We start from the raw sequence: 22,981 nt of genomic DNA, 5'->3' as shown, positions 1-22,981 counted from the left end.
CCTAACACGGACCTGACATCGCTCTGATACGGCTTCGAGTCGCCGTGAAAGGCGCAGGTCACGGCGGGTGCGGGCCGGGCGGGAGCTATCGGGTCACTCCCGCGTCGCGGGTTCGACGGGGATCCAGATATGCCGCAACGCGGCCTTCGAGACCGCCGAGATCGACGACGTCATGCTAGGCCAGCCGCAAGCGCAAGCGCGCCGCCATCGCTTCCTTCGCCAAGTGGGCGGTCCGCCACGACCTGCTGCAGGCCAACCCGATGGACCGGATCAACGCCGTCATGGTGCCCAAGACCTTGCCCCGTCCGGCCGCGGCGGCCGATGTCGCCAAGGCCTTGGCCGTGATCTGCTCGCGGCGGCCGCGCAAGCGCTGGACCGGCTGCGGGGTTTGCTCGACAACGGAACGGTCAGTGGCGTTAGCGAGCCGGATCGGTCGGAGTTGCCGCCATCCCACCGTTCCGATGTCGGTAGCTCCCGGTTCTGACCTGGAGACCTTCGGGTTGGAGGCGCTGCGGGGTTCCCGGAGATCGGCAGGGAGGAGCTGTTCCTGTTTTTCACGCTGACCCTGCGGATATGGCGTTCGTGGAGCCCGGTCGGTGTGTGGGCAGGCCCCGGCCGGTCGCCGGGCCGATGGACCGGAGCACGGCGTGGTCAGTGGGAGTCTGGTCTGGGGATATGGATGCCGGCGGCGCGGAGCTTGGTCTCGAAAAGCGCGGCCAGCCGCGCCGCGGCCGGCGTCTGCTCTTCGCCGTGGTGGGCGATCAGCGTGTACCGGGTCGCGGCCTCGGTGCGGGCTTGCAGGCCGGTGACGGTCTTCAGCAGTGCGGGGTTGGTGAGGTAGTGGTCGGCCACTGCGGTGGCGAGCTCGGCGATGCGGGGGTCGTCCGGTTCCCAGGCCGCCGCTTCGGCTGCGCGCTTGGTCAAGGCGAGGAGCCGGGTGTCTTGCAGGGCGTGCTCGAAATGGGTGAGGTAGTCGTCGAGGCCTTCTGGGACCAGGGCCTTGGCCAGCACCCAGCCCTCCCTGGTGGCCGCCACCTCGTCCGCGGGGAATCCGAGGCCGGACATCCGCTCCAGCAGCGCCACAGCGCGGTCGCCCAGCAGAGCCCGGTCACCATCGGCAAGCCGGTGCAGCGTGTCACGCCGCGCGATCAACTCCTCGATCCGTTCGGTGAGCTGCCGCTCGACGTCGGCGAGCGCGGCGGCGAACAGCGTGGCATCGGCGTCGATCAGGGGTCCGATCTCGGCCAGCGGCACCCCGGCGGCGGCCAGCGTCCGGACCTGCACCAGCCGCAACAGATCGGCCGATCCGTACCGCCGGTAGCCGGAGCTGTCGCGTTCCGGCTCCTTCACCAGGCCAAGCTTGTGGTAGTGCCGCACCGTCTTCACCGTGACGCCGACGAATGCCGCCGCCTGCCCGATCGTGACTCCGTTCATCTGCAAAATCCTGCCTTGTGCTCGAGCTCGGCGACTAGGCAGACCATAGCCGAGCGTATGGTCGGGCCAGGCCGAGCTCGTTGAGCTCGGCCTGGCCTCGGTTCGCGTTCTCCCTGATGCACGGCCGGAAGGGGTCGCCCCTCGAGGCGTGCGGGTCACAGGTGTTCAGTCCGTCGGCTGAGCCGGATCGGCCTGCCCACCGCCGAACACCTCGTTGAGGAGCCTTTGCTGGGCGTTCTGGAATGCTGCTGCGATGGACAAGTCGGCGTCGTCCACGCAGTTCAGCGCGGCGGTCAGGGTCTTGCTGCCGTCTGGTGTGCTGTACATCAGCGCCGCGTGGCCCACGGCGGCTCCGTTGTGGGAGATGACGGTGCCGCCGCCGTCCGTGGTCAGCACGAACACTCCCAGGCCGTAGTCCATGTTCGGGATGCCCGTCGGGTGCGGGGTGCACATCTCGGCCAGCAGCGGGGCCGGCAGGAGCTTGCCGCCCAGCAGCGCGGAGATGAACGTGTGGAGGTCCTGGGTGGTCGAGATCATGTCACCGCCGCTGGAGATCCAGGAGGGGTTCTGGCGGGTGATGTCGATCGTCTTCTGCTCCCCGCCGTCCTCGTAGCGGTAGTAGGCGTGGGCGTGCGGGCCGGGGATCTCCGGACCGTCGGGCACCATGGTGCCCGACAGCCCGAGTGGCCCCAGGATCAGCCGCTGCATCTCCTCGGCGACCGAGCGGCCGGTGACCTTCTCGATCAGCAGCCGGGCCAGCACGTAGTTGGTGTTGGAATAGCTCCAGCCCGTCCCCGGCTCGAACCGCGGCGGCTTGGACAACGCCAGCTCTACCAGCTCCTGCGGCCGGTAGGTCTTGAACCGGTTGTCCATCCACTCTTTGCCGGTGGTGCTGTAGGGGATGGGGATGCCCGGCACGATCGTTCCGTCGTCGTAGACCTCGCCGCTGAAGTTGAACACCCCGCTGGTGTGCTGCAACAGCATCCGCACCGTGATCCGCTCGTCCAGCCCGAACTCGGGCAGGTAGTCCGCCGCCGGGGTGTCCAGCCCGATCTTGCCCTCGGCCACCAGTTGCAGCACCACGGTCGCGGTGAAGGTCTTGGTGTTGCTGCCGATCCGGACGTGTCCGTTGATCGGCGGCTTGGCGGTCCCGCCCAGCTCGGCCTCCCCGGCGCTGCCGGCCCACTCGCCCCGCTCATCGTGCACGCGCAGCGTCACCCCGACCAAACCGGAATCGACGATCTCCTCGATCGCCTTCTGCAGCTCCGGGCGATCCTTCCCGGCAGCAGCCGCCGGCGCAGCCCCGCTGTCCGCAGTGGCCATCCCGGCGGCGTCGAGGGCGGCGGTGATTTTGCGGGCCATCTCGGCCAGGGCAGGGTTGGGCGCCCCCTGGCGGAGCTGGGCGGCTGCGTCGATGGCGATGAGGACGATGCTGCGGAAGTTGTCGGCCTCGACCGGATCCTGCTTCTCCAGCAGGCTCATGGCCGCGGTCAGGGCCGGAAGCACCTGGTCGGCGAGTTCTGCGGCGGACTTGCTCTTCAGGTCGATGTCCTTCGACTTCGCGGCGAGCACGTGCCCGATCGGGCCGGTCGCCGACGCCAGGGTGACGGAACCGTTCATGGCGGTCTTGTGGGGCTTGCCGGTGGCGTCCGCGGCGGCCACCAGCGACACGGCGCCGTACGCGGCGGTCCGCAGGGTGCTCTTGTCCTGGTCGGAAAGGGTGATGGACATGGTGGTGTACTCCTTCAAATCTGTTATGTCCGGTCGGCGTCGTGCCGCTGCGGCGAGCTTGCACCCTGACCCGAGGTCAACCTCAACCGTGATCTAGCTCACAGCCACTTTCAGTGGTATTCCGCAAGGCGATCGGCCACCGGAACACCCGATCTTGAGAGTGTTCCGGGCGCTGTCCCGGTGACGGAGGGTCATGCGGGACAATCACCGGCCATGGACGGCCAACGACGGGTCGGCTACGCCCGCTGCTCCACCAACGAGCAGGACGTCATCGTGCAGACCGAGCAACTGCGCGCCCTCGGCGTCGAGCCGGACCGGATCTATCGACCGCGGCTTCTCCGGCACCACCCGGACCAACCGCGCCGGTCGGAGTTGCCGCCATCCACCGTTCCGATTTCCCGGAAGCCGTGGCCGTCTCCGCTTCCGAGAACATGATCTTCTTGGAAGTCCGATGACCTGCGCAGATCTGCTCACCTTGGGGCTGGGGCCGCGTTCGGGAGGAGGACGCCTATCTTGCCGGTGCCGCAGGCCGCTGATCGTGAGGTGGGTCAGCTTCGAGGTCCGGTTTCGGTCCAGACGTTCGGGAACCTCGGTTTCGGGCGAGGGCCTCTTTACTGCGGAGGATCGGGGATTTGAACCCCGGATGGTGTTGCCACCAAACCGCATCAGCAGCTCGGACCTTGCCCGTCCAACGCGGTTCAACCTGGACCAACGCGCCCAGCCGGTCCACCTGGAACGGCATGGTACGACGGTGAACTGCAACCCAAACTGCAACCCGAGCCGGCTCATCACCTGCACGGACCGGCACGTCTTCGCTGCTCGATCATCCTGTCGCAGTTGTCGTCTCAGATGAAGTGCCATGCTCAAAGGTCTCCGCGCTCAGGAGTCGGAGCGCGAGAAGACTCTGCCAGACACCGAGGATGACGGTGGGTATCCGCTCGAACAGCCCGGCTGGCGAGGTCCCCCCGGTCCTGACCGTTGGCAGCCGAAACGCTGGCGAAGAAGAGCATGAAGAACACAACGGCAAGGGTGCCCGTCGCGATCGAGTAGGAAGCCCATCCGCGCCGCTTGTCGCGAGCAAAGCGCCTTACCAGCACGAAACAGGCGGCAGGGAGGGCGATGAATACGATCAGACTCGTGAGGTTGTGGATGGAACCGCCCAGGCTCGCGATAGCGGGCGTCGCCGTAGGGTAGCCGAGGACCGGGTCCGTCACGAAAGGACCGATGGCGATAAGGCCGAGCCCGACGATGAAGAACAGGATTGGTCCCCATAGGGAGCTGGCCCCAGTCCGCAAAACACGCCTGTGGCCCACCGCGAAGCACAGCGTGAGCAATCCGTAGAGCATGAAGTTGACGATCTATATCCAGCAGGAACTATTTCGCCTGGCCGAAGTCGAGAAAGACGCCCGCACACCGCCGCGACTCTCCTCATCGAACGGGCGTGGACATCAGCGTCGTTCAGGAAATCCTCGGTTACTCACAACTGACCACGACCAAGCGCTACACCAACATCACAGCGACACTTTCAACAGAGGCAGCAGCTCGCATGGGCCGGACTCTCTGGGGCTAAATGCAACTAGGCGGGCTTCCGGATCATGGAGATCGGAGAGTCCGCCCAGGTCGTTGATGGTAGGGTGCCCGGGGCTCGAACCCGGAACCTACGGATTAAAAGCCGACAGAAATTATGCCGGACCTTGCCGCACCGTAGTTTAATTTATCGCTCTGTCCGCAAATGTCGGTATCCAGAATGTCCAAGGATGCCGCCCGGTGGTATGCCGTATCAGGTGCCGACGAGCATCCAACGAGCAACCACGGGGCGGGTGGCGTTCCTTGACCGTTCCTATTCGCATTAGATTTACGAGCTGTTGTCCTCGCAGCCCACAGGAGGGTTTGATCGGGCAGTCGACCCATGCCGCTCGCCGCCTGGCCCGAGCCGCTCCGCTGCATACTGTCCCGGTCCCGGTCACGGACCCTGGGCGAATCGCCGACCTGAACATACGCCGCCGAGACCGGCTCGGCTAAGGATGTTCCGGTCAATGTGGTGTCCGGGTTGTTGTAGCGCCCCGACTCATAGGCGTAATCGTCTATGTCCATCATTATCGGGTGGGGGCAGAGGTCTGGGTGGCTTCTCGGGTCTCCTTCGTCGCGTTCGACCAGGATAAGGGCCTGTTCGGCCTGGTGCGTGGCCGCTTCCAGTCGCAGCGGGGATGAGCCGTATGGCTATTGCACGTTCATCTCGCCTGGCTTCGCGCAGATTCCGGTTCGGGTTGAGTGAAGACCGTGGGTGCTGTTACCTTCGCACGGTGGACGACAGGCGTGCACGGGCGGAGATAATCGAGGATTTCGCGACTACCCTGCGGGAACTGCGCAATGCGGTCGGTAATCCACCTTTCCGGGAGATGTCCGGCCGGTCGGGGGCGATTTCTCACACGACGTTGCACGAAGCCACGAAGGGTAACCGGCTCCCGAGTTGGGAGACCACCGTCGAGTTCGTCAAGGCGTGCAACGCGGACCCGGCCGCGTACCGCGAACTCTGGGAGAGAGCGAACAGGGCGATCAGATCAGCGAGCGCCGGGAATCCCTCAATGCGCGTGGACACCTCGGGGGACCGTCCGTCTGGTGGACTCGCAACCTCCGCCACAGGCGCCGCGGAGCTTCGTACCGTGCACCTCGCCAGCGGGTCGCAAGCGCCCCGGTCGGCTGGCGAGACCTCGGCATTCGTGCGTACGCCGCCGCCACCGTCCGACGAGCTCGCGGGCGACGTCCAGCCTCCGCTCCCTGCGCCGGGGAGCAGAGGGCGATTACGGCTGACCCGCCCGGGCGCGTTCGCGGCAGCGGCTGTCATCATGGGGGCAGTGGTCCTCGTCGTGGCCGCCGTCAATCGCGGCTCCACGCCCGAGGGACACAGTCTGAACCCGACCGGCAGCCCATCGATTGCCGCGCCGCCCCCAGCCGATTGCCCAGTGCGTTCGACCAACCCGCCTTGGGCCCCGCCGTTGCACAAGGGTGATGCGGCCGTGTTCATCGAGGATGTCACGCTTGCCGACTGCACGCGCGTCGGTCCCGGCAAGACCATGACCAAGGTATGGCGGCTCAAGAACGCCGGGGCCGTGCCGTGGAAGGGATATTCGCTGCGTCGCCTCGACCTCACGCAGCAAGCTGATCAATGCCAGACCATCCCCGACGTGCCGATCAAGGACACGCAACCTGGCGAGACAGTCGACATCCGGACCGTCATCACCACGCCCAAGAAGCCGGGCTTGTGCTACGTGCGATTCAAGATGGTGGACGCTTCGGGAGCGGTCGTGTTCCCCGGAAGCCGGCCGATCAACTTTCAGATCATCGTCGATGGACTCTAGTTCCCCGCCGTGCGTGACACGGCGGGGAACTAGAGTCGGACGGTCTCAGGGGGTCAGGAGCTGAGAACGATCCCCGTGTAGTAGTGCTGGAGGATCCTGGAGTAGTTCCAGCCCGCTCTGGCCTTATCGCGAGAGCCGTTCTGCGACATCCAGTCGCCATCGACCCAATTTCCGCACGCCGTCGTCGTAGCGCAGTATTGGGCTCGGAAGATCTTCCCGTTGCGAGTCAGCCGGGTGCCCCAAGTCGCGTCCACCGCGGCGCTCGTCACCGCCTTCGCGGAGCCGGGCTTGTACACCTGACTCGACGTGTGGTCGTAGACGTCGAAGCACTGGCCGCTCGCCGTCTTGCGGTTGGAGTGCAGCGCCCAGTACCAGCCGAAGTGCTTCACGGCCATCGCCCCGGCCTTGAGGGACTCGCTCGGCCAGCTCGACACCCACTCGTTGGGCAGGACGTTCTTGACGTAGGTCTTGAACTCCACCCGCTCCACGCGATCGAGGGACTTCCGGTACACGAGGATCGTCGTGGGCAGCTTGGTGTCCGTGCCGTCGGTCTTGCACCCGGTCGGCGTCGGCGGTGCGGAACTCAGGAACTGGTGCGAGGCGTTCTGGTTCTTGAGGTTGGGGTTCAGGTTGCCTTTGGCGCCTGGGGCGAAGTCCTGGTAGGTGCCGACGTGGCCGCTGTTGAAGTAGACGCGGACGGTCTTGCTGCTGCGGTTCCAGGCGGAGGCGGCGGCGTTCTTGATGCATTGGTCCTTGCCGTCGCCGGGTCCCTTGAAGTCGTAGCAGGTGGGCTGTGTGGTGGCGTAGTCGTCGATCGATCCGGTGAAGTCGGAGACCGATCCTTGGTTGTTGCTGTTGAAGTAGTAGCAGAACTCGCCGGTATCGCAGATGCCGTCGCGGTTCGCGGCCGAGGCGGGCGATGCGGTGGCGAGGACCGTCCCGCCGAGCGCCATCGCGGCGGTCGCCGCGGTGAGCCGCGAGATCAGCCGGACAGTTCGTAAAGGCACAGTTGTCTTCCTCTTCTTGTCAGTGGCCGCGAAGCGTTATCGGATGCTGTAGCCCTGGGAGTTCCAGAACGAGGTCGGGTTCGGGTTCTCCAGGTGCGGGTCGCCGACGCTCTTGGCCGCACGCGTGTACCGTCCGGGGCGCATCTCGACGTGGGTGTGTGCGGATGAACGGCTCGACACTCCATGCCACGACTCGGTGGCGATGATCTGGCCGCGGCTGACCTGCTGGCCCACGCGCAAGGAGGACAGCGGAGCGGAGTGCAGGTAGATCACCGTCTTGTTTAATGCGGCGTTGTAGATGGCGATCGTGGAAAGTCCCGCCCTGCCGGTGTATCCGCGTGCAACGTTGATGACCTGGCCCGCCACCAGGTTGTGAACATTCGAGCCCACACCGCGGGCGATGTCGATGCCTTCGTGCCGGCCGGAGGTGGAGGTGTAACCGTCGAACCCGCAGGTGATCGTGCCGCTGGCCGTGTAGAGCGAGAACGACATGTTGCTGCGCGACGATGATGACGGGCTGAACTGGTGCGAGGCGTTCTGGTTCTTGAGGTTGGGGTTCAGGTTGCCTTTGGCGCCTGGGGCGAAGTCCTGGTAGGTGCCGACGTGGCCGCTGTTGAAGTAGACGCGGACGGTCTTGCTGCTGCGGTTCCAGGCGGAGGCGGCGGCGTTCTTGATGCATTGGTCCTTGCCGTCGCCGGGTCCCTTGAAGTCGTAGCAGGTGGGCTGTGTGGTGGCGTAGTCGTCGATCGATCCGGTGAAGTCGGAGACCGATCCTTGGTTGTTGCTGTTGAAGTAGTAGCAGAACTCGCCGGTATCGCAGATGCCGTCGCGGTTCGCGGCCGAGGCGGGCGATGCGGTGGCGAGGACCGTCCCGCCGAGCGCCATCGCGGCGGTCGCCGCGGTGAGGATCCTGGTTAGCGTTCTCATGCTGTTCTCCTTCTGTCTGCGGAGTCTGGGATTCTGGATGGTCTGCGGAGTCTGGGTTTCGGATGGATGAGTCAGCGGCGCTGGTACTCCTCCCAGGTGCGGATGGTCACCTTCGGGCCGTCGTCCGGGCCACGGCCAGCGAGTCCGTTCAGGCCGAGGTAGTAGTCACCGATCTGGTGCTGGGCCTGGCCGGAGAGACTTGTGTCGCTGACGGCAGCGGCGTGGATGTGCCACGGCCAGTCGTCTTGCTGGGGGTTACGCAGCCATGCGGCGAAGCCGACAAGGCGCAACGCGCGGACGACCGCGGTGCGGGTGGCGGAATTCATCCCCTTTACCGAGATGTCGACGACGCCGCCGCCATCGTGGGTGCCCGCGGACGTGGGGTCGCCGCTGGGGTTGTACGAACCCTGATCCAGCTTGAGGTCGCGGCCGAGCAGCCGCTTGGCCTCCGCCAGCATGCTTCGCGTGCGGGTGTTGATGACGAAACCGCCGGTCGACACCGGGGTGCCCGGGTCGATGACGTCGGTGACCATGAAGCGGCCGGCACCGAGCTTGGTGAGCGACGTCTTGCCTGGCAGGCCGTTGGCGTCGAGACCAGTGAGGCCGAGCGACTTCTGGTAGTTCGCGTAGGCGGTGACCGTTGTGGTGCCGAAGTAACCGTCCACCCACTTCGTGTCGAGGAAGCTTCGGTCGCGCAGCGCCTGCTCAACGAGGAGCACGCTGGCCTTGGCGCCCGGGGTCAGCGTGCTGTCGGGCCGCCGCGGGTCGATCTGGGCCGCCTTGACAGTGGCTTCCATATTCACGCTCGGAAGGGCCTCAGCGTCGGCCGCCTGTGCCGCCGACGCCCCGGACACTCCAGTCAGCGAAGCGAACAGGACGGCCGCCGTGAGGGCAGCGGCGGATGAGGGCAGCTTCATTCGTTACTCCTGGTTCAGGGGCTGGGGCGATTCCTGTGTGGCGGAATCCAACGTTTCGGTTCGCTCACGTGTCCGCTAGAAGATCGGTGTTGTCAGCCTGTTCGACAGGCTTCTCCGTACGGGCGTACGCGCCGTTTGACAGGTGATCCGATGGCGAGAAACGCCAGCTCAGACCGGGTTATGAGCGGTACATGGGCTCGCGTTCGTCCAAGATGACCCCACAGATGCCTGAGGCGGCCACTTACGAGGGCGGCTCGGTTCTCGAACGCTCCGCGAACGGCCGGCGGGTCCCGTTGCCGCCCGATGTGGGGCTTGCGTAACTGAGGCCGATATGGCCGCACTACAGCAGGCCGACGACTTGCGGGCTCAACTGGCTGCGGTCGGGAACCGGCTGCGGAGTCCGGGCAGCTCTAAGCTCGTCGACCGCTTCGTCCAGAACCTCCGCCGCGTGGCCGGCGACGACGTGCAGTACTTCGCCAGCGTCGAACCACAAAAGCGCCTCGCCCCGCACCTGCACATGGCCATCCGCGGCACCCTCCCGCGCGCCGAAATGAAGCAGATCGCCGCCGCGACCTATCACCAGGGTCTGGTGGCCCCCGGCCGACGAAGTGAAGTACGACGGCGAACACCTGCCCGTCTGGACCGACGAAGACGGCTACCTCGACCCTGCGACGGGGGAGATCCTGCCCACCTGGGACCAGGCCCTCGATGACTTGGAGGAGCCGCAGCATGTCGTGCGCTTCGGAGACCAGGCCGACGTGCAAGGCGTCCTCGCCGGAAGTCCCGCCGCCAACAAAGCCCTGGGCTACCTGACCAAATACCTCACGAAGTCACTCGGTGACCCTCTCGACCCCGGCGACGAGGACGACCAGGCCCGCCGCGACCACGTCGCCCGAATGGTCGACGCCCTGCGCTACGAATGGTTCCAGATCCAGCGCTCGGAGTGGCTCCATGGGTGCGATGATCCGCACGCCTGCGGGAGGAAAAGGCATCGCCTCCTTGCAAGAAGAACTGCACAATCCACAGTCATGATCGGAGCTGTGGACCGACCTGCGCCAAGCCGGGGCACAACTGCTACAAGCGGCCGTGCCTGAAGGACTGCACCGGTTACGCGGACAAGTGCCCGAAGCGCTCGGGCGGCGGTCTCGTCTTCCGGCCGCGCAAGGGTAAGAGCAAGCTCACCCTGCAGTGCCCTCCCGCGCTCCTCGATCAGCTGAAGGCCCACAAGAAGATCCAGGCTGCGGAGCGTCTGAAGGCGGGGGAGAGGTGGACGGATCACGACTTGGTCTTCACGACCCGCCTCGGCGGCCCGATCGAGCGCACCGAGGACTGGAAGGTGTGGAAATCCATCCTCAAGCAGGCCGGCGTACGGGACGCCAGGGTTCACGACGCCAGGCACACCGCGGCCACCCTCCTGATCGAGCAAGGCGTCCACATCCGCGTCGTTCAGGAGATCCTCGGCCACACCAGGGTGACGACCACCGAGCGGTACACGCACGTCGCCACCATGCAGATGAAGGACGCGAGCGGCCGCATGGACTCGGCCCTTTGGGGATAACTGCAACCGAACACCAGAAAGGCCCTCACCCGGTTTCGGGCGAGGGCCTCTTTACTGCGGAGGATCGGGGATTTGAACCCCGGATGGTGTTGCCACCAAACCGCATTAGCAGTGCGGCGCCATAGACCTGACTAGGCGAATCCTCCTGGTAGCCGTCTAGCTCAGGACAGAGTACCGGCCTTCCGGCGGTGCGGCAAAGTGATTGACCGGAGGGTCGTCACCAAGGTTATCCACTGCCTGTGGGTAACGTGCCGCTACCTGTGGATGACAGCCCGCCCAGGTCGCGGCGGGCTGTGGACAAAGTGGGTCAGGCGGCGGGGTTCGCCTCGCCCTCGACCTCGATCTTGACCTTCTTGCCGACCAGCACGCCGCCGGTCTCGAGCGCGGCGTTCCACGTCAGGCCGAACTCCTCGCGGTCGAACTCGGTGGAGATGGAGAAGCCCCACACCAGCTGGCCCCAAGGGTTGGTGCCGACGCCGCCGTACTCGACGGTGAGCTCGACCTCCTGGGTGACGCCACGGATGGTGAGGTCGCCCAGCACGGTGAACTCGTCGCCCTTGTGGCCGACGACGCGGGTGCTCCTGAAGGTGAGCTCGGGGTACTTCTCGACGTCCAGGAAGTCGCCGCTGCGCAGGTGGGCGTCGCGGTCGCCGACGTTGGTGCTGATGCTGGACGCGTCGATCGTGAGCTCGGCCGACGACTCGAGCGGGTTCTCGGCGATCGTGATGGAGCCGTTGAACTTTTCGAAGCTGCCGCGGACCTTGCTGACCATCATGTGCTTGGCGGTGAAGCCGATGCGGGTGTGGTTCACGTCGATGGCGTAGGTGCCGGCGGCGGGGATGGAGAGGCCTTCCCAGGTACGAGTGCTCATGACGATGTTCTCCTCGACAGAGATGCTTGCGGTGCGGATGTTTGCTTCAACAGATGTCTACATGAGGAATATTCCGCCCGTCAACTATCGTCGTCTACGATGTGAACGTGATCCCCTTTGACGACCCCCGGCTGACGGCGATCGGCCTGCTCTCCGAGGTCTACGCCGGCCTGGTGGCGAGGATGGCCCCGGCTCTCACCTCGGCCGGCCTGTCCGAAGTCGACTTCGGAACGCTGATCAGGCTCGCCCGCTCGCCCGAGCAGAGCCTGAGGATGGGCGACCTGGCGGCGCAGACCGGGCTGTCCACCAGTGGCGTGACGCGGGTGGTCGACCGCCTCGAACGTGATGGGCTCGTCGTGCGCCAGGCGTGTGCCACCGACCGGCGCGCCTCCTATGCCTCGTTGACCGACAAGGGGGCGGAAAAGCTCCAGGCGCTCCTGCCTCAGCACCTCACGGACATCGAGGACTCGTTCACGGGGTTGCTGACCGAGGAGCAGCTCGACCAGTTCCTCGCCACGCTGCGCATCATCAGAGACGTCGTTCATCCCTGCGCTACCGCGGGGGCGATTGAGCCGGGACAGACAGTTCGTCCCTGAGCTTGGCCACCGCGCGCGAGACGGTGCTCTTGACCGTGCCGACGCTGATGCCGAGCGTTCTGGCGATCTCCGGTTCGGTCATGTCCTCGTAGTAGCGCAGCACGACCGCCGCCCGCATGCGGTCGGGCAGCCCTTTCAGCGCCTGTTCGAGTGATTCCTCCCACTCGCAGGGCGCCTCGAAGGCCACGGGGATGTCGGGAAGCTCGTCGGCGGGGAACTCCTCCAGTTTCCGCCTGCGCCATTGCGAAATGTTGATATTGATCATCGCTCGCCGTACATATCCATCCAATGCGGCGTGATCCCTGATGCGGTCCCACGCTAGGTAGGTCTTGGCGAGCGCGGTCTGCAGCAGGTCCTCGGCGTCGCAGGGATGGCCGGTCAGCTGGTGGGCGGCACGCAGGAGCGCCGGTCCGCGAGACCTGACGTATTCGCGGAACTCCTCTTCCAGCGCGGCAATCTGCATCGTCGCCAGAATCGCAGCCGGAGCCCCTATTGCGGCTGAACCGGAATCCAGGATTCGCCCCGTCAACAGCAAAGGGCAGTCAAGGTCTACCGCACATCGGTTGTCAATGCGTTCCACCGGGGATGTGTATTTTGCTCTCGTCTGGGGGGAAGAGTGGGGAGCTATGTGACGCTAGGGGTGTGAACAGCACGGAACGCCGCCGAATCCTCGCGGCAGCGGCGCTCGGCCGCGACGCAGGACACCCGGGACCCGATCCGGAAGGCGGCGATCCACTGCGTGCGGTGAGCGGCCAGATCGTCGACGTCAGCCCCCACCTGATCATCATCGACACCGAGCAGGGGGTGGAGGAACGGCTGGTCATCGCGCCGTGGGCGACGGCGTGGCACGGCGTCGACCTGGCGCCGGGTGATCTCCCCATCGGCGCCACCGTCGTGATCAGGGCGTTGCGCGACGGGAAGGTCGCCGAGCGCATCTGGGCCGACATCACCCGCATGACCGGCGCGATCCTGTCCGTCGAAGGCCGCCGCGACCTCCACGTGGAGCTGGACTGCGGTCCCCACAGGGGGCGCCGCAGCGTGTTGATCCCTTACCGGACCACCGGGCGCCTCCGCGTCCGCCATCCCCAACTCGAGCCGGGCTACCTCTTCGACGCCATCGGCATTCGCGACGAAGGGGTGGGCCACGCTCTGCTGCCCGCGACGTCGCAGCCCGGCCATCCCGCGCGTGCCGTACCAACCCCTCCCCCCGCGTACGGCGGAGCGCAGCAACGCATCAGCGGAACCGCCACCTGGTCCGACGCCTTCGACTGCGACGAACGCGGCGCGGCCTATCCCATGGTGGAACGTTCTGACGCGGCGTGTCCCGATGCCGAGGTGTCGTGCGTCGGCCTGCCGTACCTGGCAATTGGTTCGTTACTGCATATCCGTAATGTCTGCACGGAAAGGGCGGCGAACATGCCGATCGTGGCGTGCGGCTGCATGGCCGGACGGTTCTGCGATCGGTGCGTCGAGTGTGGCACCTCGCCGAGGGGCCGCATCGTGGAGCTGTCGGCCTCGTCGTTCGTGGAACTGGGTGGGGAACTGACCAAGGGGTGCTTCAATGCCCGGGTGGGATTGGGGTGACACGCATGCTCGAATCGCAGCTGCCGATCTTGATTGTGCTGCTGGCGCTGGGAACTTTCGCGAAACTGGCGACCGTCCACACTGACAGCGAGCCCGGCGCGCTGACCAGGCTGGGGCCGGCCGTGCTCGTGCCAGGTCCGCTCCGCAAGCCGGCGCTGGTCTGCTGCGCCGTGGGCGAGCTGGCGCTGGCGGCCGGGCTGCTTCTCACGACCCATCCGCTGTTCAGGTGGGGGACCGTCGTCTTCTTCGCGCTGTCGACCTACGTGCTGCTCGAACTGCGCAGGCGGCGGCCCGACGCGGGCTGCGGCTGCTTCGGCGAGGTCAGCTCCACCCCGGTCGGGGTGCGGTCGATCGCTCGCACGGTCATGCTGACGGGCATGGCGCTCATGTCGGTCTGGGCGCCGCTACCGGGCATGTCGGGGGTGTCGTGGTGGACGCTGGCCGGCGTGGTCGTGCTGGCCGTCCTGTCGCCCGAGCTGGAGGAGGCCGTCGACAGGATCCGCTACCGGGCGCCGTGCGAGCAGCGGCCCTCCGTCGAGAGCGTCGGCCTGGCCAAGCTCAAGGCGAGCTCGACCTGGCGTTCGCATGCCGACGAGCTGCTCTCCGCCGAGCCGTACGACAGCTGGCGTGAGTTGTGCTGGCGATTCTTCGTCTTCGCGAACCGGGAGAAGGACGACGTGGTGTTCGCCGTCTATCTCACGGGACGGCATCCCGTCGTGCGTATGGCGGTGGTGGGCAGGGACGACACCGACTCCATGCCGGAATATACGGCCGTATCGGCCTGACGCTAGACAGCGTTATACGAAGCGATATGTGTCTCTCTAGCCGTGCCTAGCTTCCCCTCTAGACACGGCTAGAGAGAGTCAGATGGGCTGAGCGCGCAGGAACCTCCCGAAGTGAGGCACCGTGAACGCGATCAGGCCGCGCTCGGCGGAGAAGATGAGCCCTTTCTTGATGAGGCTGTCGCGCGCGGGCGACAGGCTCGACGGCTTGCGGCCGAGCGCGTCGGCCACGTCGGAGGTCGCCACGGGCTCGTCGCCGATCGAGGCCATGGCGTGCATGTAGTCGCGCTCGGCGGGAGTGGCCCGCTCGTAGCGGCTGCCGAAGAAGCCGACCGCCAGCTCCTCCTCGGCCTCGGGCGCGGACACCTTGACGTCGTCGAGGGTGATGGGGGTGCGCGGCGCGTAGTCCCACGCGACCTTGCCGTAGGCCTGGACGAAGTAGGGGTAGCCCTCGGCCGCGTCGTAGAGCGCGTCGAGCGCCTCCTGGGTGAACTCCACGCCCTCCTCCCTGGCCGGGACGAGAAGCGCCATGTCGGCCGCGTCGCGGTCGAGCTTGTCGAGGCGCGCGTAGCGGAACAGCCGTTCGGAGTAGCTCTTGCTGGCCGACAGCACGCTCGGCAGGTGGGGCAGGCCCGCGCCGACCACGATCAGCGGCCCGCCGGTCTGGGAGAGCTCGTGGCAGGCGGCACAGAGCGCGGAGATGTCGGTGGCCTGCACGTCCTGCATCTCGTCGATGAAGAGCGCGACGCCCACCCCGAGATCGGTGGCCACGCTTGCCGCGTCGACGAACAGCTCGGTCAGGTCGATCTCCAGGTCGCCCGAGTCGGCGCGACCCCGGCTGGCCGGCACGTCGATGCCCGGCGACCAGTGGGAGGTGCCCTTGGCTGCGGCGGGATCGCGCATCGCGAACGCCTTGAGCACGCCGAGGAACTCCTCGATGCGCTCGGGCGCCCGGTGCCTCGGCGCCAGCTCCCGCACCGCCATGTGGAGGGCGGCGGCGACCGGACGGCGGATCGACTGGTCGGGCCTGGCCTCGATCTTGCCGGTGCCCCACAGCCGCTGCATCGCCATGGACTTGAACGTGTTGAGCAGGACGGTCTTGCCGACGCCGCGCAGACCGGTCACGACCATGCTGCGCTCGGGGCGACCACGGGCCACCCGCTCCAGCACGACCTCGAACTGCTGCAGCTCGCGATCGCGGCCGGCGAGCTCGGGCGGGCGTTGTCCGGCGCCTGGGGCGTAGGGATTGCGCACAGGATCCACGCTCTCGGACTTTATAGCCGGGTATAGCGGCCGTCTTAGAGTTGGGAAGAAACACCTACGGCGTGTCTGGACGAGCATGGCACCCCCTCCCACCTGGCCGAACCTCTGTTCGAGAGCCTCCCCAGAACTGTAGCGCGCCATCGAACACGTGCGCGAGAGATTCGGGTAAAGATCTTTGCAACAGCCTGAGCGCCCCGGGCGTCCCCGGTACGTGGAGTTCGAAGAATTCGTCCAAGCCAGGGGTCAGGCCCTGCTGAGGTACGGCCACGTGCTCACCGGCAACGCCGAGGACGCGGCCGACCTGGTGCAGGAAGCCCTGCTCAAGCTCGGCGACACCTGGACGCGTGCGCAAGCCCTGGCGTGCTCGAAAAGGGGAAAGCGTGATGAGGACTGAGGAAGAGCTGGTCCGCGCGTTGCGGCAGGCGGCCGAGCTCGCGCCGCAGCGCGACCTGTCGGCGGCGATCGCGGTACGGCGGCGCCGCCGTACCAAGCACAGACGGATGGGCGCGGCGCTGGCCGTCGCGGCCGTGATCGGCGTGGCGGGCGCCGGCACGGCGATCGCCAGAGGCGTCTTCTCCGGCGGGGGCGAAGGCGGCGTGGCGTCTCGGGTGTCGGAGAGCCCCGGCGAGGCCGTGGCGAGCATCAAGACCCCACCCAAGGAGCAGGCCCACCGGAAGCCGTTCGAAGAGGTCTGGCCGAAGGCGCTCTTCACGATGCCCGCGAAGAACGCCGACGGTTGGAGATACCGCCCCATCACCGGCATCAGCCCGACCGAGGTGCTGGTCACCGCGCAGCGGTCGCGGGAGAAGACGGGCGCGATCGAGATCTACAACAGCGGGACGGGAACGTTTCGCAAGGTGACAGACATACCGGCCACTCCAGGGCTGAAGCGCTACACCCCGCGGGACGTGGCCTTCGACGACAAGAGCGTCGTCTGGTGGGTGTACGCGGACAAGGCGCGCGAGATCTGGACGGCGCCGCTGGCCGGCGGCGAGGCGAGGATGGTCGCCACCTTCACCCGCGAGCACCTGGGGATGGGGGCGATGGCGGTGAAGGGAGAGCACGTCTACTGGTCGGAGGATGACGGCACGGTGTGGCGCCTGCCCCTGGCCGGTGGCGATCCGGAGAAGATCGCCGAGGGCCTGCATCTGATCAGCTGGCCTTGGGCGGGCGACGTCAGCGGGCTCGAAAGGGACAGTGACCTGAACCAGACCAAGGTCGTCAATCTGGAGACAGGCGAGACGCGGCAGATCACAGCCGCTCCGGGCGCCAGGGGGTTGCGCTGCGGACCCGCCTGGTGCCTCGGCCTAGGGTTCAGCCAGCGGGTGGACGGGACTGACGTCGATCCGATCGGCAGCTTCTCCGGCATCCTGTTGCCCCCGATCCTCGACAGGTACCTGTTCGTCGGCCGAACCGTCCGCGACCTGGAAACCCGAGCGAAGCTCGCCCTGCCCGAGAACCCCAGCAACGTGATCGGCGCGGGGATCGCGGACTCCTCGGCCCCTAGCACGATCACGTACTGGGGTGCCACCACGGGAGTCGAGCCGGACGCGTTCCGAATAGTCAACCTCGCGGCCGCGCAATAGGGTTCGACCCATGCGGAGCTTTGCGAACGTGCAGGAGTTGAAGGCGGCGGCCGGCGAGACGGTGGGCCCGACCGAGTGGCGCACCATCACTCAGGACCAGGTCAACCTCTTCGCCGACGCCACCGACGACCACCAGTGGATCCACATCGACCCCGAAAGGGCCAAGGAGACACCTTTCGGCGGGACGATCGCCCACGGGTTCCTGACGCTGTCGCTGCTCCCGTCGTTCCTGACCGAGCTGATGACCGTCGGCCAGATCGAGATGGCGGTCAACTTCGGGCTCAACAAGGTCCGCTTCCCCAAGCCCGTGCCCGTCGGATCGCGGGTGCGGGCCAGCGGCGAGCTCGTCGACATCAAGAACAGCCCCGCCGGCCAGCTGGCCACCATCAAGGTGTCGGTCGAGCTGGAAGGCGAGCGCCGCCCCGTCTGCGTCGCCGAGGCGCTGCTGCTCTACGTGCCCGTCGCCGACTAACCGATCGACCTCGCGGCGGGCCGCCGTCAGCTCCCATCGGAGTAGTAGATGGCGGCCTGCACGCGGCTCTTCAGGCCCAGCTTGTTGAGCACCCTGCTGACATGGGTCTTGGTCGTCGCCTCCGCCATGTCGAGCTCCTTGGCGATCTCCGCGTTGGACAGGCCCCTCGCCACGCAGGCGAGCACCTCCCGCTCCCTCGGGGTGAGCAGGTCCTTGGGCGGCTCACGCCGTACCGGCTGCTCGGCGAAGGCCGAGATCAACCGGCGGGTGACGGCGGGGGAGATCAGCCCGTCGCCCCTCGCAACCAGGCGGACCGCGTCGACCAGCGCCTCCGCGTCGGTGTTCTTCAGCAGGAACCCCGCCGCGCCCGCCCGCAGCGCGCCGAAGACGTACTCGTCCACGTCGAACGTCGTCAGGATCAGCACGTCCGCCACTCCCGCCAGCTCCTTGGTCGCCGTGATGCCGTCCTTCTTCGGCATCCTGACGTCCATCAGCACCACGTCGGGCCGCTGCTCGCGCGCCATCGCGACGGCCTCCTCGCCGTCGCCCGCCTCACCCACCACCTCGATGTCGCCCGCGCCGCCGAGGACCAGCACGATCCCCGCCCTGACCGCCGCGTGGTCGTCGGCGACCAGCACCCTGATCGTCACCGTTCCTCCTCCGTCGGCAGCGTCGCCCGCACCCGCCAGCTCTTCTCCTCGTACGGCCCGGCCTCGAACCGCCCGCCCACCAGCGTCGCCCGCTCCCGCATCCCGATCAGCCCCGCGCCCGACCCGGGCAGCGCCGACCTGCCGCCGTTCACCGGATTGTCGACCACGACGCTCACGTGCGCGGGCGCGTAGGTGATCGCGACCACCACCCGGTCGTCGCCGTGTTTCATCGCGTTCGTCAGCGCCTCCTGCACGATCCGATACCCCGCCAGATCCACTGAAACGGGCAGCTCCCTCGGGGTGCCCTCGACCGTCATGACCGTCTCCACGCCCGCCTGCCGCGCCCGCTCGGCCAGGTCGGCGGCGTCCCGCAACCGCGGTCTGGTCGTCGCATCGGTGTCTTCGCCCTCCTGCCGCAGCAACCCGATCATCGTGCGCATCTCGGCCATGCCCTGAACGCTGTTCTCCCTGATCGAAGCCATGACCTGCTGGACGGCTCCCGCGTCGAGATCCTTTCGCGACAGCACGGCCGTGGACTGGATAGCGATCGCGCTGAAGTGGTTGGCGATCATGTCGTGCAGCTCCCTGGCCATCCGGGTGCGCTCGGCGACGATCGCGGCGTTGCGGTCGAGCTCGGCCAGATGCGCCACCTGCTCGGCCCTGGCCCGCTCCGCCGCCGCCTGGTCACGCTGCTGCCGCAGGACCATCGCGGTCGTGACCGGCACGACGAGCACGAGGCCGGCCTGGACGCCCATGACCGAGATCTTCCACAGGTCCTCCTCGATGAAGCTGAAGATCCCTCCAATGATCACCGCGGCCGCGGCTGTGATGTAGAGCAGCCACCTGCTCAGCCGCGCCGGGCCGTACAGGGCGGCGGCGTAGAGGTTGTCGGTGAAGATCAGCGTGGTGGGCAGCGAAGGGCCGGCGAAGGCGACGTCCAGGCCCAGCCCCACCACGCCGAGCCCCAGCGCGGCCAGCGGCGCGCTCCGCCGTACGGCCACGCCGGCGCACGTCATCGCCAACGGGACGACCGGCAACCAGGCCGGGCCTCCGCGGTGGTAGTAGGAGCCGGCGGCCAGCAGGACGAGACCCACGGCGAAGGCGGCCATGGCGCCCAGGGCGTCTCGTCTCATCCCCCAATCTCATCACCGGTCGCGGGGGTGTTGATGACACCGGAGGGTGGGCTGTGGATACACAGAAGGTTGTACACAGGGTCGGCGGCGGGGATGAGGCGGCGGAATTGGTTCGAGGCATGGCTTGAGGTCCGCTATGCTTGCTTACGCAGCGAGCGGCCGTAGCTCAATGGATAGAGCATCTGACTACGGATCAGAAGGTTAGGGGTTCGAGTCCTCTCGGCCGCGCTTGACGGAAGCCCTGGTCATCACAGCGATGACCAGGGCTTTTCCGCTTCTTCGATCATGTCTCGGTGTCCGGTTGTGTGCGGCTCGGATCAGCCGGCCCCGGTTGATCCTTCCTCATGCTTTCCCGAGAGGAAGAGCGTAGGACCTCGGCGATTCGGCGCATGGCGATCTTGTCGTGGCCAACGAGGCGCTTCTCGTATGTGCGGTGGAGGACTTCCACGCTGTTGCCTGCCCTCTCGGTTACCTGTTTCGGAGACGGCCTGCGGAAGAGGTAGCTGGCGCGTGGGTAGGACGGTCGACCCCGTCTCGTGGTCGGGTAGATGTCGGCGGCCGCGGGCGCGCGGGTCCGGAGGCGGAGCGCGCCGGTCGGCCAGGAAGACCGGCCCGGCGATGCGATCTATGAGCAGGCGGAGCAGCGGCCGGGCGGTACCGGTAGCCCAGTGCACATGATCGATCGCGCCGCCCTTGGACACGACGCGGACCCACCGGAACTCGGGGTCCAGGTCTTCGACGTTCAGGGCGAGGATCTCTTCCGCGCGGGCCGTGCGTACAGCATGCGCCACGGGGACGAGCTGGACATAGTCGTTGCCTGGTTGGGCGGAGGCGCCACAGCCCTCCTTCTGTCGTTCCCCGGGATGTGGCGCCGTCCCTCTTGCCGACCCCAGCCATGGTCCACCGGAGGGTAGAGCCCGTCAGGGAACCAACGGTGCGAGGAGCGCGTGGGCGAACCCCCTTGCGACCTCGGTGTCGTCGCGGAGGCCGGGTGTGGACATGTGGCCCAGGAGGGCGTGCTGGAAGCAGGCGCCGAGCAGCAGTCCGGCGGCGGCGTGCGCGTCGACGTCCGGCCGTAGCCGGCCGGTTTCCTGTTCGGCGCGCAGATAGGCGGCGAGTGCTTCGTTGGCCTTGTGCGGGCCGGCGTCCTGGCGCCGTAGCTCCTCCTTGTGTGTGGCCAGGGTGGCGGGGTCGGCGAACATCGAGGCGAACATCGGAAAGCCGTCGCGGTAGAAAGCGATCGCCGTCTGGGCGATGGCGGTGAGGTTGTCCGCCAGGTCGCCCGTGCCCGGTCCGATCTGGAGCGCCTGCGCCAGCCGGGTCATGCCGGGCGACCGCTCCCGCACCACCGCCACGATCAGGTCGGCCTTGTTGGTGAAGTGCTTGTACAGGGCCGCCTCGGTGAACCCGGCGGCCTGCGCGATCTGGCGGGTTGTCATGTTGGCCAGTCCCCGCTCGGCCATCACCTGGGCCGCCGCGTCGAGGATCACATCCCTGGTGCCCATCTGCGTCCCTTCTTGATTCGGATCACGCTTGACGTGGTTAGTAAACGCTCGCTAACGTCTCCTTTCGAGCGCAGCTAACGAGCGTTTACTAACCACTGGGAGTGTAGATGAAACTCACCATCTTCGGCGCCACCGGAGGCACCGGACAGCATCTCGTCAGCCAGGCTCTGGACGCAGGCCACCACGTCACCGCGGTCGTTCGCGATCCGGCCCGGCTCCACCAGGCACCGCACCCTCGGCTGGAGCCGGTCATCGCCGAGGTGATGGACCCCGACGCGATCCGCGCCAGCCTCACCGGCCGAGACGCCGTCGTTTCCGCCCTGGGACCTCGCGCGAAAGCGGAGGCGACGGTATGCGCCGACGGCGCCCGCTCGATCATCACCGCGATGCGCGCCGCCGGAACCCGCCGCCTGATCGTCGTCACCGCCAGCGGACACGTCGTCGACAGCGGTGACGGGCCACTCAACCGCTTCCTGGTCAAGCCGCTACTGCGGCAACTCCTCCGCACCGGGTTCACCGACTTCGCCCACACCGACCAAGCCGTCCGCACCAGCGGCCTGGACTGGACGATCATGCGGCCTCCGCGCCTGACCGACGGCGCACACCGCCCCTACCGCACCGCCGTGGATGAGAACGTGCGCGGCGGCATCACCATCGCCCGCGCCGACCTGGCCCACGCCATCCTCGCCGCGCTGGCCGACCCGGCCACCATCGGCCACAGCCTCGCCCTGGGATACTGACCATGAAGAAAAAGATCATCCTCGGCCTGTGCCTGCTACTCGCCGCCGCGCTCGCCACCACCGGCACCGTCGGCTACCTCACCTTCCTCCGCCCGCCTGACCATGCCCCGGCCGAACTCTGCGCCCACGGGCACAGGCCGGACGCCCGCCCCCGCGTGGTCGCCGCCGGCGCCAGCATGACCCAGGGCGCACTCGGCGCGGACTGGGTCGGCTCGCTGCGCGCCCAGCCCGAACACCAGGGATACGCGTTCATCAACGCCGGCATCAACGGCAACACCAGCGCCGACCTGCGCCGGCGGGTCGAGGCCGACATCGTGGCCTGCCACCCGGCCGCGGTCACGATCCTGATCGGCACCAACGACGTCCGCAACGGCGTCCCGCTGGATCAGTATCGCGACAATCTCGCCGCGATCATCGACCGCCTCAAGTCCCGCACCACGGCCAGGATCGCGCTGATGTCCCTGCCGCCCCTCGGCGAGGACCTGGACACAGCGATCAACGGCAAGCTCGCCGGGTACAACGCCGCGATCAAGGAAATCGCGCACCAGGCGCAGGTCGACTATCTGCCTGTGCACGAGCGACTGGCCGACCACCTACGGCCGCAAGGTGGGCGGCAGCCGTACGCCTTCAGCTTCCCGCTCGCCTTCGCCGTCGCCGCCCAGCACTACCTGCTACGGCGCGGCTGGGACGAGATCGCCCGCGCCGGCGGACGCGAGTTCCTCGTCGACCACGTCCACCTCAGCGACCGCGGCGCGGCCATCATCACCGGCCTCACTTCCCACTGGCTGTCAACAGCACCCAACACCCGCTGAATCCTCCAGCTCACCCTTCACCGGAGATCACCATGACCGTTGCCATGGTCTTTG

General features: G+C 67.2%; 22 protein-coding genes, 2 tRNA genes and 1 pseudogene. 12 read left to right on the top strand and 13 right to left on the bottom strand.

The features are described from left to right. Window positions 1-651 precede the first annotated feature (651 nt). The 3 genes from AB0B45_RS49075 to AB0B45_RS49065 all read right to left on the bottom strand — a co-directional run bounded on the left by AB0B45_RS49075 (window position 652) and on the right by AB0B45_RS49065 (window position 4,511). Window positions 652-1,434, bottom strand: coding sequence for a MerR family transcriptional regulator (locus AB0B45_RS49075; protein WP_358145551.1), 783 nt, complete (start codon window positions 1,432-1,434; stop codon window positions 652-654). 165 nt (window positions 1,435-1,599) lie between these two features. After that, on the bottom strand, window positions 1,600-3,165 hold the full coding sequence (locus AB0B45_RS49070; protein ID WP_358145549.1) for a serine hydrolase domain-containing protein: 1,566 nt from the start codon (window positions 3,163-3,165) through the stop codon (window positions 1,600-1,602). 863 nt (window positions 3,166-4,028) lie between these two features. Continuing rightward, window positions 4,029-4,511 (bottom strand): DUF998 domain-containing protein, encoded by a 483-nt coding sequence (locus tag AB0B45_RS49065; RefSeq protein ID WP_358145547.1) that lies wholly within the window; start codon window positions 4,509-4,511, stop codon window positions 4,029-4,031. A gap of 1,509 nt (window positions 4,512-6,020) precedes the next feature. Between AB0B45_RS49065 and AB0B45_RS49060 the strand changes: the two genes are divergently transcribed. Next, window positions 6,021-6,524 (top strand): NBR1-Ig-like domain-containing protein, encoded by a 504-nt coding sequence (locus tag AB0B45_RS49060; protein ID WP_358145545.1) that lies wholly within the window; start codon window positions 6,021-6,023, stop codon window positions 6,522-6,524. Between the two features lie 53 nt (window positions 6,525-6,577). On the opposite strand, the gene AB0B45_RS49055 is transcribed toward AB0B45_RS49060, so the two are convergent. From AB0B45_RS49055 to AB0B45_RS49045, 3 genes are all read right to left on the bottom strand, one after another. Next, window positions 6,578-7,531 carry a SpoIID/LytB domain-containing protein gene (locus AB0B45_RS49055; RefSeq protein WP_358145543.1) on the bottom strand — a complete coding sequence of 318 codons (954 nt, stop codon included), beginning with the start codon at window positions 7,529-7,531 and terminating at the stop codon, window positions 6,578-6,580. A 36-nt stretch (window positions 7,532-7,567) separates the two neighbouring features. Beyond that, entirely contained in the window at window positions 7,568-8,458 is an 891-nt protein-coding gene (locus tag AB0B45_RS49050) for a peptidase inhibitor family I36 protein (RefSeq protein ID WP_358145541.1), read from the bottom strand. Window positions 8,459-8,529: 71 nt separating this feature from the next. Further along, complete coding sequence (locus AB0B45_RS49045) at window positions 8,530-9,375, bottom strand: peptidoglycan-binding protein (RefSeq protein WP_358145539.1); 846 nt, start codon at window positions 9,373-9,375, stop codon at window positions 8,530-8,532. A gap of 409 nt (window positions 9,376-9,784) precedes the next feature. Here AB0B45_RS49045 and AB0B45_RS49040 point away from each other — a divergent pair. Beyond that, window positions 9,785-10,295: pseudogene (locus tag AB0B45_RS49040) on the top strand (replication initiator); the annotation flags it as partial. A 53-nt stretch (window positions 10,296-10,348) separates the two neighbouring features. After that, window positions 10,349-10,933: a tyrosine-type recombinase/integrase gene (locus AB0B45_RS49035; protein WP_358145557.1), complete on the top strand. Its 585-nt coding sequence runs from the start codon at window positions 10,349-10,351 to the stop codon at window positions 10,931-10,933. A 57-nt stretch (window positions 10,934-10,990) separates the two neighbouring features. On the opposite strand, the gene AB0B45_RS49030 is transcribed toward AB0B45_RS49035, so the two are convergent. Beyond that, a tRNA-Ser gene (locus AB0B45_RS49030) sits at window positions 10,991-11,079 on the bottom strand. Window positions 11,080-11,240: 161 nt separating this feature from the next. Next, window positions 11,241-11,804, bottom strand: a complete 564-nt coding sequence (locus tag AB0B45_RS49025; RefSeq protein ID WP_358145537.1) for a YceI family protein — start codon at window positions 11,802-11,804, stop codon at window positions 11,241-11,243. A 107-nt stretch (window positions 11,805-11,911) separates the two neighbouring features. On the opposite strand from AB0B45_RS49025, the gene AB0B45_RS49020 reads away from it, so the two are divergent. Next, window positions 11,912-12,400, top strand: coding sequence for a MarR family transcriptional regulator (locus AB0B45_RS49020; protein WP_358145535.1), 489 nt, complete (start codon window positions 11,912-11,914; stop codon window positions 12,398-12,400). On the opposite strand, the gene AB0B45_RS49015 is transcribed toward AB0B45_RS49020, so the two are convergent. Further along, on the bottom strand, window positions 12,357-12,863 hold the full coding sequence (locus AB0B45_RS49015) for a SigE family RNA polymerase sigma factor (protein ID WP_358145533.1): 507 nt from the start codon (window positions 12,861-12,863) through the stop codon (window positions 12,357-12,359). The two genes, AB0B45_RS49020 and AB0B45_RS49015, sit on opposite strands and share 44 nt — an antisense overlap. A 179-nt stretch (window positions 12,864-13,042) precedes the next feature. On the opposite strand from AB0B45_RS49015, the gene AB0B45_RS49010 reads away from it, so the two are divergent. Together AB0B45_RS49010 and AB0B45_RS49005 are read left to right on the top strand one after the other, a co-directional pair. Then, complete coding sequence (locus tag AB0B45_RS49010) at window positions 13,043-13,984, top strand: hypothetical protein (protein WP_358145531.1); 942 nt, start codon at window positions 13,043-13,045, stop codon at window positions 13,982-13,984. A 5-nt stretch (window positions 13,985-13,989) separates the two neighbouring features. After that, window positions 13,990-14,769, top strand: coding sequence for a MauE/DoxX family redox-associated membrane protein (locus tag AB0B45_RS49005; protein ID WP_358145529.1), 780 nt, complete (start codon window positions 13,990-13,992; stop codon window positions 14,767-14,769). A 78-nt stretch (window positions 14,770-14,847) separates the two neighbouring features. Here the strand turns inward: AB0B45_RS49005 and AB0B45_RS49000 are convergent, their stop codons facing one another. Then, on the bottom strand, window positions 14,848-16,029 hold the full coding sequence (locus AB0B45_RS49000; protein WP_358145528.1) for an ATP-binding protein: 1,182 nt from the start codon (window positions 16,027-16,029) through the stop codon (window positions 14,848-14,850). A gap of 211 nt (window positions 16,030-16,240) precedes the next feature. Between AB0B45_RS49000 and AB0B45_RS48995 the strand changes: the two genes are divergently transcribed. Genes AB0B45_RS48995 through AB0B45_RS48985 form a run of 3 tightly spaced genes read left to right on the top strand, consistent with a single transcriptional unit; the run spans window position 16,241 to window position 18,087 of the window. Continuing rightward, on the top strand, window positions 16,241-16,423 hold the full coding sequence (locus AB0B45_RS48995; RefSeq protein WP_358145526.1) for a hypothetical protein: 183 nt from the start codon (window positions 16,241-16,243) through the stop codon (window positions 16,421-16,423). Beyond that, window positions 16,413-17,615 carry a hypothetical protein gene (locus AB0B45_RS48990; protein ID WP_358145524.1) on the top strand — a complete coding sequence of 401 codons (1,203 nt, stop codon included), beginning with the start codon at window positions 16,413-16,415 and terminating at the stop codon, window positions 17,613-17,615. The genes AB0B45_RS48995 and AB0B45_RS48990 overlap by 11 nt, the downstream gene beginning before the upstream one ends. Window positions 17,616-17,625: 10 nt before the next feature. Then, window positions 17,626-18,087: a MaoC family dehydratase gene (locus AB0B45_RS48985; protein ID WP_358145522.1), complete on the top strand. Its 462-nt coding sequence runs from the start codon at window positions 17,626-17,628 to the stop codon at window positions 18,085-18,087. 26 nt (window positions 18,088-18,113) lie between these two features. Here AB0B45_RS48985 and AB0B45_RS48980 read toward each other — a convergent pair whose 3' ends face one another. Together AB0B45_RS48980 and AB0B45_RS48975 are read right to left on the bottom strand one after the other, a co-directional pair. Further along, on the bottom strand, window positions 18,114-18,737 hold the full coding sequence (locus AB0B45_RS48980) for a response regulator transcription factor (protein WP_358145520.1): 624 nt from the start codon (window positions 18,735-18,737) through the stop codon (window positions 18,114-18,116). Beyond that, the gene (locus AB0B45_RS48975; RefSeq protein ID WP_358145518.1) at window positions 18,734-19,870 is read right to left on the bottom strand and encodes a histidine kinase; all 1,137 of its coding nucleotides are present in this window, start codon (window positions 19,868-19,870) and stop codon (window positions 18,734-18,736) included. Before AB0B45_RS48975 ends, AB0B45_RS48980 begins: the two co-directional genes overlap by 4 nt. Before the next feature lie 155 nt (window positions 19,871-20,025). Between AB0B45_RS48975 and AB0B45_RS48970 the strand changes: the two genes are divergently transcribed. Beyond that, window positions 20,026-20,098, top strand: a tRNA-Arg gene (locus AB0B45_RS48970). A gap of 692 nt (window positions 20,099-20,790) precedes the next feature. On the opposite strand, the gene AB0B45_RS48965 is transcribed toward AB0B45_RS48970, so the two are convergent. Then, window positions 20,791-21,375, bottom strand: a complete 585-nt coding sequence (locus AB0B45_RS48965; protein WP_358145516.1) for a TetR/AcrR family transcriptional regulator — start codon at window positions 21,373-21,375, stop codon at window positions 20,791-20,793. Between the two features lie 107 nt (window positions 21,376-21,482). Between AB0B45_RS48965 and AB0B45_RS48960 the strand changes: the two genes are divergently transcribed. Together AB0B45_RS48960 and AB0B45_RS48955 are read left to right on the top strand one after the other, a co-directional pair. Beyond that, complete coding sequence (locus AB0B45_RS48960) at window positions 21,483-22,115, top strand: NAD(P)-binding oxidoreductase (RefSeq protein WP_358145515.1); 633 nt, start codon at window positions 21,483-21,485, stop codon at window positions 22,113-22,115. A gap of 2 nt (window positions 22,116-22,117) precedes the next feature. Further along, window positions 22,118-22,927, top strand: a complete 810-nt coding sequence (locus AB0B45_RS48955; RefSeq protein WP_358145513.1) for a GDSL-type esterase/lipase family protein — start codon at window positions 22,118-22,120, stop codon at window positions 22,925-22,927. Window positions 22,928-22,981 lie beyond the last annotated feature (54 nt).

The sequence above is a fragment of the Nonomuraea sp. NPDC049152 genome, from assembly GCF_040648355.1.
Classification (GTDB): Bacteria; Actinomycetota; Actinomycetes; order Streptosporangiales; family Streptosporangiaceae; genus Nonomuraea.
This window is presented reverse-complemented; position numbering and strand designations above follow the sequence as displayed.

Bases quoted from the DNA above. Each gene is read 5' to 3' on its own strand.
- AB0B45_RS48990 (WP_358145524.1), top strand. From the start codon at position 16,413: ATGAGGACTGAGGAAGAGCTGGTCCGCGCGTTGCGGCAGGCGGCCGAG.
- AB0B45_RS48965 (WP_358145516.1), bottom strand. From the start codon at position 21,375: ATGGGCACCAGGGATGTGATCCTCGACGCGGCGGCCCAGGTGATGGCC.
- AB0B45_RS48960 (WP_358145515.1), top strand. From the start codon at position 21,483: ATGAAACTCACCATCTTCGGCGCCACCGGAGGCACCGGACAGCATCTC.
- AB0B45_RS48975 (WP_358145518.1), bottom strand. From the start codon at position 19,870: ATGAGACGAGACGCCCTGGGCGCCATGGCCGCCTTCGCCGTGGGTCTC.
- AB0B45_RS49070 (WP_358145549.1), bottom strand. From the start codon at position 3,165: ATGTCCATCACCCTTTCCGACCAGGACAAGAGCACCCTGCGGACCGCC.
- AB0B45_RS49050 (WP_358145541.1), bottom strand. From the start codon at position 8,458: ATGAGAACGCTAACCAGGATCCTCACCGCGGCGACCGCCGCGATGGCG.
- AB0B45_RS48985 (WP_358145522.1), top strand. From the start codon at position 17,626: ATGCGGAGCTTTGCGAACGTGCAGGAGTTGAAGGCGGCGGCCGGCGAG.
- AB0B45_RS49015 (WP_358145533.1), bottom strand. From the start codon at position 12,863: ATGCAGATTGCCGCGCTGGAAGAGGAGTTCCGCGAATACGTCAGGTCT.
- AB0B45_RS49045 (WP_358145539.1), bottom strand. From the start codon at position 9,375: ATGAAGCTGCCCTCATCCGCCGCTGCCCTCACGGCGGCCGTCCTGTTC.
- AB0B45_RS49075 (WP_358145551.1), bottom strand. From the start codon at position 1,434: ATGAACGGAGTCACGATCGGGCAGGCGGCGGCATTCGTCGGCGTCACG.
- AB0B45_RS49025 (WP_358145537.1), bottom strand. From the start codon at position 11,804: ATGAGCACTCGTACCTGGGAAGGCCTCTCCATCCCCGCCGCCGGCACC.
- AB0B45_RS49065 (WP_358145547.1), bottom strand. From the start codon at position 4,511: ATGCTCTACGGATTGCTCACGCTGTGCTTCGCGGTGGGCCACAGGCGT.
- AB0B45_RS49005 (WP_358145529.1), top strand. From the start codon at position 13,990: ATGCTCGAATCGCAGCTGCCGATCTTGATTGTGCTGCTGGCGCTGGGA.
- AB0B45_RS48955 (WP_358145513.1), top strand. From the start codon at position 22,118: ATGAAGAAAAAGATCATCCTCGGCCTGTGCCTGCTACTCGCCGCCGCG.